The 12,136-nt window shown below is 35.9% G+C and carries 10 protein-coding genes; all 10 read right to left on the reverse strand.

What is annotated here, in order from left to right:
* Nucleotides 1–269: 269 nt before the first annotated feature.
* Nucleotides 270–1,304: a glycoside hydrolase family 43 protein gene (locus BB050_RS02905; protein ID WP_066032551.1), complete on the reverse strand. Its 1,035-nt coding sequence runs from the start codon at nucleotides 1,302–1,304 to the stop codon at nucleotides 270–272.
* A gap of 21 nt (nucleotides 1,305–1,325) precedes the next feature.
* Nucleotides 1,326–2,759, reverse strand: a complete 1,434-nt coding sequence (locus tag BB050_RS02910; RefSeq protein ID WP_066035087.1) for an MFS transporter — start codon at nucleotides 2,757–2,759, stop codon at nucleotides 1,326–1,328.
* A 251-nt stretch (nucleotides 2,760–3,010) separates the two neighbouring features.
* Nucleotides 3,011–4,120, reverse strand: a complete 1,110-nt coding sequence (locus BB050_RS02915; RefSeq protein WP_066032552.1) for an endo-1,4-beta-xylanase — start codon at nucleotides 4,118–4,120, stop codon at nucleotides 3,011–3,013.
* A 38-nt stretch (nucleotides 4,121–4,158) separates the two neighbouring features.
* Entirely contained in the window at nucleotides 4,159–5,322 is a 1,164-nt protein-coding gene (uxuA, locus tag BB050_RS02920; protein ID WP_123907017.1) for a mannonate dehydratase, read from the reverse strand.
* Between the two features lie 181 nt (nucleotides 5,323–5,503).
* Entirely contained in the window at nucleotides 5,504–6,241 is a 738-nt protein-coding gene (locus BB050_RS02925; RefSeq protein WP_066032553.1) for an SDR family NAD(P)-dependent oxidoreductase, read from the reverse strand.
* A gap of 322 nt (nucleotides 6,242–6,563) precedes the next feature.
* On the reverse strand, nucleotides 6,564–8,717 hold the full coding sequence (locus tag BB050_RS02930; protein ID WP_066032554.1) for an alpha-glucuronidase family glycosyl hydrolase: 2,154 nt from the start codon (nucleotides 8,715–8,717) through the stop codon (nucleotides 6,564–6,566).
* Between the two features lie 276 nt (nucleotides 8,718–8,993).
* Nucleotides 8,994–9,536, reverse strand: coding sequence for a YbhB/YbcL family Raf kinase inhibitor-like protein (locus tag BB050_RS02935; protein WP_066032555.1), 543 nt, complete (start codon nucleotides 9,534–9,536; stop codon nucleotides 8,994–8,996).
* Between the two features lie 86 nt (nucleotides 9,537–9,622).
* Nucleotides 9,623–10,459 carry a helix-turn-helix domain-containing protein gene (locus BB050_RS02940; protein WP_066032556.1) on the reverse strand — a complete coding sequence of 279 codons (837 nt, stop codon included), beginning with the start codon at nucleotides 10,457–10,459 and terminating at the stop codon, nucleotides 9,623–9,625.
* 49 nt (nucleotides 10,460–10,508) lie between these two features.
* Nucleotides 10,509–11,537, reverse strand: a complete 1,029-nt coding sequence (locus BB050_RS02945; protein ID WP_008461893.1) for a LacI family DNA-binding transcriptional regulator — start codon at nucleotides 11,535–11,537, stop codon at nucleotides 10,509–10,511.
* A gap of 139 nt (nucleotides 11,538–11,676) precedes the next feature.
* Nucleotides 11,677–12,123, reverse strand: coding sequence for a PepSY-like domain-containing protein (locus tag BB050_RS02950; RefSeq protein WP_008461892.1), 447 nt, complete (start codon nucleotides 12,121–12,123; stop codon nucleotides 11,677–11,679).
* Between the last annotated feature and the right edge of the window lie 13 nt (nucleotides 12,124–12,136).

Genomic DNA, 12,136 nt, shown 5'->3' on the forward strand with positions numbered 1-12,136 from the left:
TGTGTGCTTGTCCCGATAACTATCGGGAGGCTATCCGTTGCAAGTCCTCGCACTTCCTTCGTCAGGCTCCGGGCTTTCCACTTCTATCCCTCACGCGTAAGGGTTTCAGAAGAACTTTAATCGTAAACCTTGTCATTGCCAGAAACAAAGAGCCACACTCCGATCTGGATTTAACAAATGTGATTGCTTCGTTCCTCGCAATGACAAACAGCACGGCTAAAACAAACGCAACCGATTGTAATATTTATGAAATTTTTTTTCAAAAAATATTAATCAAATAATCTTCTTATTCCATAGGGATCAATCGTAACGATCGAACCGTCTTCCAGATAGTCGATTTTGGTCACTTTCATGCTTCTCAAATGCGTCACGCCTTTTGAAAGGCTTGAATCGTGATAGAACAGATACCACTCGCCTTCCACTTCGCAGATCGAATGGTGCGATGTCCAGCCTATCACCGGATTCAGGATTCTTCCCTGATACGTAAATGGTCCGTACGGACTGTCTCCGATTGCATAGCAGATGAAATGCGTGTCTCCCGTCGAATACGAGAAATAGTATTTTCCGTTGTATTTGTGCACCCACGAAGCTTCAAAAAAACGGCGCGCATTATCCCCTGCCAGAAGCCCATTTCCGTTTTCGTCCAAAATCTGGATTTCTCTCGGCTCTTCAGCGAACTCGAGCATATCGTCTCTTAACAAAGCCACAATCGGCCCCAAGGCCTTTTCACCCGCAAGAGGCTCTTCATTGTTTTCATGATATTCATTATTGCGGTATTTCTGAAGCTGTCCGCCCCAGATTCCCCCAAAATAGATGTAATGTTTCCCATCTTCATCTTCAAAGACCGCAGGATCGATGCTGTAGCTGCCTTTTATGGCGTCCTTTTCAGGAACAAAAGGTCCGACCGGCGAGTCTGAAACCGCTACGCCGATCTGGAAAATTCCGCTGGCGCGTTTGGCAGGGAAATACAGATAGTACTTTCCGTTCTTATGCGCGGCATCGGGCGCCCACATCTGCTTTTCGGCCCAGGCAACGTCATCCACATGCAATGCAACCCCATTGTCGACAGCTTCCGATGAAATGTCCTCCATCGAAAAGACATGGTAATCCTCCATTCCGAAATGGTCGCCGTTGTCATTAAATGGAATCCCCGCATCGATGTCGTGCGACGGATAAATGTAAATCTTTCCGTTGAATACATGCGCCGAAGGATCGGCGGTGTAGATATGGGAAACTAAAGGCTTGGAAATTGCCAGATTGCTTATTTCTTCAAAATTAATGTGTTCAATGCTGTCTTCAGGCATAGTGATATTTTTCTTTAATAATTAACTTCTTCTTTCTTTCAGTTCTGTTTCGATCTGCACTTCCATCTCCTTGTTGATCTTATAGAAAAACAGTAGTCCAGCTCCGATCAAAAAAGGGATTGCAGGGAAAATGCTCACTAATAATTTGATTCCATTTATAGCCGTTTGAGACTGTTGAGGTGTATTTGGAACGTAATCAAAATATCCTAAAAATAAAGTAGTTAAAGCACCTCCTATACTTAATCCCGTTTTCAATCCAACCATCATCGCAGAAAAAATAATCGCGGTTGCACGGCGGTTATTCAGCCATTCTGAATAATCGGCAACATCGGCAATCATTGCCCAAAGAATCGGGATTGTGATTCCGTAGAAGAATCCATGCAAGATTTGAGAGAAAAACATCAGTCCGATTGAAGTTGACGGAAAGAAATAAAAAGCTAAAATGAACAAAGTCGAAATGAATAAAAACAATCCAAATACATTTCTTTTTCCGTATTTGTCAGCCAGATTTTTAGATAAAGTAATTCCTACAATCATAAAAATAATTCCGCCGGCATTGAATAAACCGAAGCCTGCCGATACGGGATCATTTCCAAAATGATTCAATCCGATATTAGTTAAGAAATCCAAAATAGGTTGGATAAAAACAGCTAATTGCTCTTTATCTACATAATTCTCGAAATAATACACATACGAACCGCCTTTCATCGCCAAAGTCACAAATACCAAAGTGGTTAGCGAAAGCATAATGACCCAAGGTCTATTCTTGATTAAATCGCTTAAATCTTCCTTTACACTTGACTTTTGCTCTGGTTTTGGAATGATTCTTTCTTTTGTAGTCAAAAACGTTATCAACAGCATAATAGTGCCAATAATTGCCAAAGCAGTCATTACTTTTTCAATTCCGACTGCTTTATCTCCGTTCCCAGCACTTTTAATAATGCCAAGCATAAAAACCTGAACAAAAAACTGAGCAAACATTACCGCTACAAAACGGTATGATGACATACTATTTCTTTCGCCCATATCGCCTGTAATGACACCGCTTAACGCAGAATACGGAAGATTGTTTCCCGCATAAAAAAGCAGCAATAAAGTATAGGTTACAACAGCATAAATTACTTTCCCTTTATATGAGAAATCGGGAGTTGAAAATGCTAATAAAGCCACTACTCCCAACGGAATCGCAGTTATCAAAATCCATGGTCTGAATTTTCCCCATTTGGTGCTTGTTCGGTCTGCCAAAACCCCAATAATCGGATTAAAAATAAACGCGGCAATTAATCCAACAATCAGCATGATAATGGATGAATCTGTTGGCGATAATCCGTAAATATCTGTATAGAAATAAGCCAGATACGTCATCAAAGTCTGAAAAACTAGATTAGCGGCTAAATCTCCTAAGCTATATCCAATTTTTTCTTTGATGGAAAGTTTTTGTGAAATGTTTCTCATTCTTGGGTTTGTGGTCATTTTATCGATAGTTAGTTCTATTCCCTCGAGGTTTTTTTAAAACCTTGTTGGTTTCGGTTGTTTTGTTCTGCTTCTCAAATAAGGCCTAAAAATAGCAATTGCAATCAAAACAATCGGTTGTGTAAAATTAGACAAAAAAACATATCTTGCAAATCTAGTTCACTTTATTTGAATTATTTTTCATTTCACAACCGATTGTTGTTAATTTATCAAAACTTCAGCCTTTTAGACGCCTATTTTTTAGTTTCTTTCAGCGTTAAGAGACTATCGTATGCTTTTTTATGTTTTAAATCTTTATCAAATGGCAACGGATAATTGGTTCTTCCTTTTATAGGCCAATTGTTCAGCCAAGATTGTCCGTCATGAACACCCCAAAAAGTCACTCTGCTTATTTTATCTTTATGTTTTAAAAATAGTTTAAAAATCGATGCGTAACGTTCCGCAAGTTTATTTTGAATAGAATCTGGCAATGATTTTGGATACGGATTCATTTTTTCACTTCCTTCAAAATTCTGATTTACATCTGCTCCTTTTAAATCCCACGGATTTGGCAAAACTGTAATATCCAATTCTGTAAAGGCCACTTTCAGTCCTAAAGCTGAATATTCTAATATACTTTTCTCAATCTCTTCCAATGATGGACTTTCCAATCTCCAATGTCCTTGAATTCCCACCCCGTCTACTTTTCCGCCTTCGGTTTTGATCTTCTTGATTAAAGCAATTGCTCCAGCTCTTTTTGCTGGTTCTTCGATATTATAATCATTGTAATATAAATCCACTTTCGGATCGGCTTTTTCTGCTAATTTAAAAGCATCGACCAAATATCTTTCTCCAAGTGTATTCAGGAAAATTGATTTTCTCAAGGTTCCGTCTTCGTTTAAAGCCTCGTTTACAACATCCCACGAATTGATTCTTCCTTTGTATTTAGAAACTATTGTCGTGATATGGTCTTTCATGAATGCCTTCATTTCTGTACTGTCGGCAATTTTTTGCATCCAAGGCGCTAATTGGCTGTGCCAAATTAAAGTATGCCCATGAATAAACATTTTATTTTTCTCTCCATACTCCACAAATTTATCAGATAGTGTAAAATCGTATTTATCTTTCTGCGGATGTGTAAACATCGCTTTCATAATGTTTTCTGCCGTAATCGCATTAAATTCTTTACGAATCAGAGAATCCTCTTTTTTGTTTTTTTCATTAATCTGATTTAAATCTAATGCAGTTCCTATATAAAAATCATTTTTATAAACATTCTTCAAATTAGGTTTTTCTTTCTGAGATGTACAGCTCACAGACAAGAGAACCGTAAAGGCAAATAAATAAGGTTTAATAAATTTCATGTCTTTTGGTTTAAATAGTTAATAGTTTTTATTTGATTTTACAAATTCAATTTATAAGCAATTCCCATTTCCAAACCTCTTAATTCAGCCAAACCTTTTAATCTCCCTGTCAGGGAATAACCTGGATAAGTTTCTATCTTTTCGTCTACTTTATGTAAAAAACCATGATCTGGGCGCATTGGAAGACTTGTTTTTCTTTCGTTCATTACTAATAATAATTTCTCAACAATAACTTCCATTTTGACATTTCCGTTTAAATGCTCTGATTCTCTAAAAATGGTTTCGCTTTCGCGAATGGTGTTTCTCAAATGTAAAAAATGAATTCGGTCTCCAAAATCGTCTATTATTTTTTCGAGATTGTTTTTGGGGTCGGCACTTAAAGAGCCTGTACAATAACATAATCCGTTGGCCTTTGAAGGAATGGCGCTAAAAATAGCTTTCAAATCGGTTTCTGTTGAAACAATTCTTGGCAGACCTAAAACCGAAAATGGCGGATCGTCTGGATGAATGGCTAGCTTTTGTCCATTTTTCTCCGCAATTGGAGTTACTTCTGATAGAAAATAAATCAGGTTTTCTCTTAATTTTTGATTGTCGATTTCGGCATAATTTTCTAAAAGAGATAAAATCTGTTCTGCTGTAAAATTGATTGTGCTTCCGGGCAGTCCTAATAAAACATTTTTAAACAATAATGCTTTTTCTTCTTCAGATAACTGACTTCCAAATTGCAGTGCTTTTCCTTTTTGAGCATCAGAATAATCATTTTCTGAATTTGGCCTTTTCAAGAGAAAAACATCAAAATAAGTAAATGCATCCTGATTATACAGTAAAGCTCTGCTTTCGTCTTCATTTATAAAATCATGATTCGTTCGCACCCAATCCAGAATCGGCATGAAATTGTAGGTTATGGTTTTGATTCCGCATTCTGCCAAATTTTGCAAACTGATTTTATAATTTTCAATGTACTGCAGATAATTTCCAGAAACTCGTTTTATTTCTTCATGGACAGGTAGACTTTCAACTACAGTCCATTCCAAACCTTCCTTTCTAATTATCAGCTGTCTTTCTTGAATGTCTTCAACCGTCCAAATCTCACCAACAGGAATTTGGTGCAAAGCGGTAACGATTCCCGCTGCGCCAGCTTGCTTAATGTCAATTAATTTGACATTATCATTTGGGCCGAACCATCGCATGGTTTGTTGCATTTTAATCATATTTGCCTTCTGTAAAAAATTAATTAAACACATAGAAACATAGATTCATTTAACTTAAAAAAGATTAAAGAAAGAAACTAGTTTCTCACACATAATCTATGGGTTATTAATGCAAGTGAAACGCCTTTGTAGACAAAGCCTATGTTTCTATGTGTTTAAAAATATTTAAAAATTAAAAACCAATACTATTTCCGCCATCTACTGGCAAAACTGTACCAGTAGTATATTTTGATTCGCTTAAAGCAAAATAATAAACGGCATCTGCGATATCTGAAGGTTCTCCTAAATAGCCCATTGGTGTTCTTCCTAAAACTTTATTTTTTCTTTCAGGATCGTTGTCAAGTGCTGTTGCAGACATTTTGGTTTTGATGAATCCCGGAGCAATACAATTGGCACGAATGCCAAACTGAGCGAGTTCAACTGCCATTGCACGTGTCATGGCTTCAATCGCGCCTTTGCTTGATGAATACGCAATAACTTTTGGGATTCCGTATTGCGATGCCATCGAACTGATATTAATAATGCTTCCGCCCCCGTTTTCTTTCATATTTTTGATCACTTCTCTGCTCACAGCAAAAACGCTCAATAAATTGGTATGAATTATCGAAAGAAAATCTTCATCGGTTACATCTGGGATTTCTTTTTTCATATTGATGCCTGCATTGTTAACCAAAATATCAACTGGATTATCTTTTGTAATATTTGCAATCATCCCTGGAATTCCCTTCAAATCATTTAAGTCGAAGATTACCGGAATGGCATTTTCACCAATTTCCTTACAGGCATCTTCTGTTTTCTCTTTTGATCTTCCGATTATATAAGTTGTGATTCCATTCTCACAAAGTTTTTTTGCGGTTGCAAAACCTAATCCCGAATTTCCTCCGGTTACAATTGCTGTTTTCTTGCTCATAATTTATTACAATAATTTCATGCTTAATTTTTTAAACACATAGAAACATAGTTATATTTTGTGTACAAAGGCGTTTCACTTGCATCAATACACATAGCTATGTGTGAGAAACTAGTTTCTTTCTTTAATCTTTTTAAGTTAAATATAAATCTATGTTTCTATGTGTTTATTTTATTTTTAGTACGCGGATGAAACGGATTCGCTATCGCGAAAACGCTGATTGACACAGATTTTTATTCATATTTAATTAGAAAAATCTGCTTTTTTCCGTGTCTTCGCGATAGCGAATCCGCGTCATCTGTGTTACAATTACTCTATTTATTTACCCATTCCCTGGTGCAAAAGGGAATTTTAATGATTTAAAATAATCTAAAGTCTGCGTTGGTTTTTCTACTCCAGCAGGAAGCTCTTTTCCTGAAAATTGCTGAAAATACAGCAAACACGCATCACGCCACCATTTTGCTTCTTTGTACTGAGTTTCCAATAACATTTCGACTTCTTTAAAACGTTCGCTGTCGATATATTTTTCCATTTTCTTCCAAACGTCCTGCATTTCCTTGACTTGATTTACGCCTTCCTGATATTTTAATGCTAAACCATTCCAAAGCGTTTGTCCATTTTTCAATTTGTAATCCCACGAAACGTGATGAAACCATAAAAGGTCTTTTTCAGGACAAGTTTCTAAGTTATCAAAGAGATTTGCGACTTCTGGCGCGTATTGCGAAATGGCATTCGTTCCCGATTTAGATCTGTCAAAACCAATCCCGTTTTTATCTGCTTTATGATAATATGTCGGATTCCATTCTGGTCTTGATAAATTCGAAATCCAAGGCCCAGGCCCGTAATGATGTCCTGTATCCATGACATGATGCAGACCAAGCGGCGTCATATAATTGACAACGGCTTCACGAGAATCGATCATAATATTTTTGACTGGTTGGATGAAATTTTCATCATTAGAAAAAGTACTTCTTAACCATTCGTCGGCAATGGTTTCTGAATCCATATACGGATTCCACGCCAGTCTCCCGAAACCGTACCAATTGGCCTGTGCAAACGGATGTCCTGTCCAGTTTAAATCGTTTCCAATATTAGCAACGCCTGCGATTCCTGTTAGTTTATTTTGATATAAAGTGCCGTCAATCACTTTGGCGACGGTTGAACCTTTTCCTTTTTGATAAGTATCGGATTCTAGAACTTCCTGAAATAATTTAGGAAGGAAAACCAAATGCGTGCTGAAACCTAAATATTCCTGTGTAATTTGAAATTCCATCATTAAAGGCGTTTTCGGCATTGCTCCAAATAATGGATGAAATGGTTCTCTTGGTTGAAAGTCTATTGCTCCGTTTTTGACTTGAACAATTACATTTTCTTTGAATTTCCCGTCATACGGCTGAAATTCGGCGTACGCTTGTTTAGCCCTATCGTTCGCATCATGTTCCGAATACACAAACGCTCTCCACATGATAATTCCGCCAAAAGGCGCTACTGCATCAGCGAGCATATTCGCTCCGTCAACATGATCTCTTCCATAGTTTTGAGGCCCTGGCTGGCCTTCTGAATTGGCTTTTACCAAAAATCCGCCAAAATCGGGAATTCGTTTATAAATTTCAGCCGACTTGTTTTTCCACCAATTAATAACTTCAGGATCTTTTGGATCGGCAGTCTTTAGCTTCCCAATTTCAATAGGCGCCGAAAATCTTGCAGTTAAATACACTTTTATTCCGTAAGGTCTGAAAACATTGGCTAGTGCTTCCACTTTTTCTAAATATTGTGAGGTTAGAATTAAAGCGTTGGCATTTACATTGTTCAAAACTGTTCCGTTGATTCCGATTGATGCATTTGCTCTGGCATAGTCAATGTAACGCTGGTCGATAAAATCAGGCAATTTCTGCCAGTTCCAGAGTGAAAATCCTGCATAACCACGTTCGATAGTTCTGTCGAGATTATCCCAATGATTCAGGATTCTGATATTGGTTTTAGGAGAATCCGCAATATTTAAGCTTTTAATCGATTTATTCGTCTGCAGTATTCTCAAGAAATTAAAAACTCCGTATAAAACGGCAACATCATTTTTGCCTGTAATGATGATTTGTTTTTTGTTTTTAAGCGAAATGGATTTAATAATAAAACCTTCATTATTTATCTTATCAAAATCAGATTGCAGTTTATTTTTTATTTCAGAATTTAAATTTGAATGTGAACCCACAATAATATAGCTCTCTCCTTTTACTTCTGATCTAATTTCAGGAATATTTCCCAACATATCCAAAAATCCCGTTTTCAGTTCTTTTTCAGCAATTTTTATGGTTTCAGAATTTCCTAATATTGCGATTCCTTTAATATTGCTTTTGTATTCTGAAGCCATTCCAGAATTGGTAACCGCATTATACTGAAGCCACAATTTATAATCCTTTTGTGCTGAAGCAGAAAAGGAAATCAGAAAAAACAGAAAAACAAATCTTAGTAAAGCCATTAGTTTTAATTTATTTTTTTTTAAAATCGTATTCTTTAAGCAGTAATATTTTATTTCTTATTTAAAGCATTTGATAAAATTTTAATTCAAAAAATATATTATTCGAAATAAAACAACAATTGCAATCGGTTGCGTAAAAATATAGGATTGTTATCTAAGAAAAAAATTTTGGCTGCTTTTTTTTCAAAAAAAATAATTTATATAACAAATAAAAGCAGGATAATTATAAAAACTATCCTGCTATGACGGGGTTGAATTTAAGTTTTATCGCTTAAATTATCTCTTGTAATAGGCAACAATACTTGCTTTTGCCAAGGTCTGGTTCCAAAGATTAAATCCTACTACTGCTGGATTTGTATTTTCATCTGTTCCTAGTTTATTTACTTTTAAAGCATAAACGGTAATAATGTATTGGTGATATCCATGACCAATTGGCGGACAAGGACCTCCAAAACCTTTGATTCCATAATCGGTAATGCTTTGAATTGCTCCTTTTGGAATAAGATTTTTAGTTCCTGCATTAGTTACCAGTTCGTTTACATTTGCCGGAATATCTACGACCACCCAATGCCAAAATCCGCTTCCTGTTGGCGCGTCTGGATCGTACATGGTTACCGCAAAACTTTTAGTCCCTTCGGGAGCGTTTTTCCAAGATAGCTGTGGAGACTGATTTTCGCCTGAACACCCAAATCCGTTGAATTCCTGAATTTTAGTTGTTTCTCCTCCTAAATCTTTACTAGTTAAAGTAAATGTTTTTTGTGCAAAAATCGATGTTGAAAAAATGGCTGACATTGCCAAAATTAAACTTAGCTTTTTCATTTTGTCTGTTTTAAAATTTTAAGCAAAGTTAGATTTGGAATCGTTGAATAACTTTAGCTAAAAAGCCAAAAACTGTTGCTAAAAGCTCAAATCAACTTATGATGTTTAGGTGTTACGCCGTATTTGGTTTTATAAGCTTGACTAAAACTGGAAAGGTTTTCGTAACCTGCTTCTAAATACACTTCAGAAGGGCTTTTTTCCTGGCTCAGCAAATAGTGCGCATGTTCGAGCCTTTTGTTTTGAAACCATTTAATAGGCGACTCTGAATAATATTTTTCAAATTCTCTTTTGAAAGTCGAAACACTCATGTTACACAAAAAAGCCAATTCTTTTAATGTCAATTTGCTTAAATGGCTGTTTTCGATTGTTCGAATGAATCTTTGAGCCGCATCGTCACTATTTGCAGTTAGCGAATACAGAAAATCGGTTCCGTACTGCGCCGTCAAATAAAGCATAATTTCGTCAAACTTAACTTCGAGCAATTTTGTCTGAATGGTTTTTGAAAGTTTGGAAATATCTGTTAAACTGTCTACAAAACGTTTCAGAAAATCATCATAATCAAAAGCATAAATCGATTTTGGTTCAATAGCTTCTGATTTTTCCAATTCCATTTTTCTGATGAAATTATGAACCATTTCGCTCGAAAAAAACAAAAGAATGCTTTTATATCCAGAGATTTCAGAGATTCTTTTTTCTGTCATTAAACAATTTCCGGAACGCATTATAAGAAACTTAGAAGGTGTTATAGACAATTCTGTAGTATCAAAAATGACTTCTTTGGTTCCTTCAATCAAAAAACTGATGATATTCTGATTTAAAATGATCTGCCGTTTCGAAACGTCTTTAGAACTGCTGTAATCGACAACGTGTACATGTTGAGATTTTTCTAAATTCATTTCGTCTGGAAGTGTAATTGTTTTCATAAAAGTTATTGGCCTATCAAACCAATGATAAGCCTTACTATTTAGAATTTTATTTCTGAGTAGATTCTCTTGCGAGTACTTCTGTATTTAAAAAAGTGATTTCTTTGGCATCGTCATTTTTAGACGATTTTAAATTTTTAATGATAATTTCTGCCGCCGCCTTTCCCATTTTTTCAGCTGGATGCGTAATAGTCGATAAATTCGGATCTATAATCTGCGAAATTGGATCATTATTAAAACCAATCACTTTGAACTCTTCGGGTACTTTAATACCGCGTTTTTTAGCAGTTTGAACAGCGCTTACAGCCAAAATATCTCCTGGCGCAAACAATCCGTCTGGAAGTGGCTTTAAATCGAATAAAGCGTTACTGGCTTTTACGCCGTCTTCATAAGTAACCGAATTCAAATTGATAATCAATTCTTCTTCTACTTCTATATTATGATCTTTTAAGGCTTCTATGTAACCTCTTTTTCTTTCGTTATACAGATTTCCTAATTCTGAACCAGCAGTAAAATGAGCAATACGAATACAGCCTTGTTCAATAAGGTGCTTGGTTGCTTTGTAGCCTGCTGTATAATTGTCTATTACAACTCTGAAAGTATTATAACCTTTTGGAACCCTGTCAACAAAAACCAACGGAATATTATTGTTTGAAAACTGATGAAAATGAGCCGTATCTCTGGTTTCCATCGCTAGAGAACAAATTACGCCACTTACGCGATTTGAGTACAAAGATTTCGCCATATTCACTTCTTCTTCATACGAATCATGCGACTGCATAATAATTACCGTATAATCCGATTTTTGAGCTGTGATTTCAATTCCGCTAATTAGAGAAGACAAAAAGGGCTGTGTAACGGTAGGAATCAAAACACCAATTGTCCTAGTTTTGTTGCCACGTAAACCTGCTGCTAAAGTATTTGGGACAAAACCCATTTCTTCAGCGGTTTTTTTCACTTTCTTAATCGTTTTATCACTTATCGTATGATGATCTTTTAAAGCTCGTGAAATAGTAGATGTGGCCAGATTAAGTCTCTCGGCAATGTCGTAAATCGTTACATGTTTATTTTCTTCCATGAAATAAAAAATAAAGATGTAAATATAAACTATTTTCTCTCAAGATGTTCTTTAGAAAAACTGAGATTAGACAAAATATTCCCAACCAACGTCTTATAAATAGCAGTTGGTTAGGAATATTAATTTCTGTCCTGATCCTTTATTTTTGAACATTGTTCTTTTTGTCTTTTAGAATTTTACCTTCTTTGGTAAATTCTAAATCAATTTTATTAGTCAGATCGACATCGAGATCTTTGTGTCCATAGTCGATGTGCGTTATTTTTTCGTTCGGATGATTTTTGGCTACATAAGCCTTAATATTATCTGGAATAAAATCGGTTGGAATTGGGTTGTCTCCGCCATCAACTTCACGGTATGAACCATCTTTCCAAAACTCTACTTCTGTTCCGTCTTTCAGTTTTACTTCATAACCTTTTTCTCCATGTTCGGGATCCTTTTGAGCCTTTTCTACCGAAGTATGGCTAAAATGCTTCTTTAGAAATTCCTGTGCCGGTTTTGGCAGTTCGGTTACTTCGATTTTTTTCTGTGCGCTTGCCGAGATTGTTATAATAAGCAATGCTATGGCTAAAAATATCTTCGTTTTCATAATTTGATTTTTT

Origin of the sequence: Flavobacterium anhuiense (genome assembly GCF_001705175.1) — a bacterium.
Lineage (GTDB): Bacteria > Bacteroidota > Bacteroidia > Flavobacteriales > Flavobacteriaceae > Flavobacterium > Flavobacterium anhuiense.

Excerpts from the sequence above, each read along its gene's own strand:
- BB050_RS02930 (WP_066032554.1), bottom strand. The coding sequence starts at position 8,717 with ATGGCTTTACTAAGATTTGTTTTTCTGTTTTTTCTGATTTCCTTTTCT.
- uxuA (WP_123907017.1), bottom strand. The coding sequence starts at position 5,322 with ATGCAACAAACCATGCGATGGTTCGGCCCAAATGATAATGTCAAATTA.
- BB050_RS02925 (WP_066032553.1), bottom strand. The coding sequence starts at position 6,241 with ATGAGCAAGAAAACAGCAATTGTAACCGGAGGAAATTCGGGATTAGGT.
- BB050_RS02935 (WP_066032555.1), bottom strand. The coding sequence starts at position 9,536 with ATGAAAAAGCTAAGTTTAATTTTGGCAATGTCAGCCATTTTTTCAACA.
- BB050_RS02945 (WP_008461893.1), bottom strand. The coding sequence starts at position 11,537 with ATGGAAGAAAATAAACATGTAACGATTTACGACATTGCCGAGAGACTT.
- BB050_RS02905 (WP_066032551.1), bottom strand. The coding sequence starts at position 1,304 with ATGCCTGAAGACAGCATTGAACACATTAATTTTGAAGAAATAAGCAAT.
- BB050_RS02940 (WP_066032556.1), bottom strand. The coding sequence starts at position 10,459 with ATGAAAACAATTACACTTCCAGACGAAATGAATTTAGAAAAATCTCAA.
- BB050_RS02950 (WP_008461892.1), bottom strand. The coding sequence starts at position 12,123 with ATGAAAACGAAGATATTTTTAGCCATAGCATTGCTTATTATAACAATC.
- BB050_RS02910 (WP_066035087.1), bottom strand. The coding sequence starts at position 2,759 with ATGAGAAACATTTCACAAAAACTTTCCATCAAAGAAAAAATTGGATAT.
- BB050_RS02915 (WP_066032552.1), bottom strand. The coding sequence starts at position 4,120 with ATGAAATTTATTAAACCTTATTTATTTGCCTTTACGGTTCTCTTGTCT.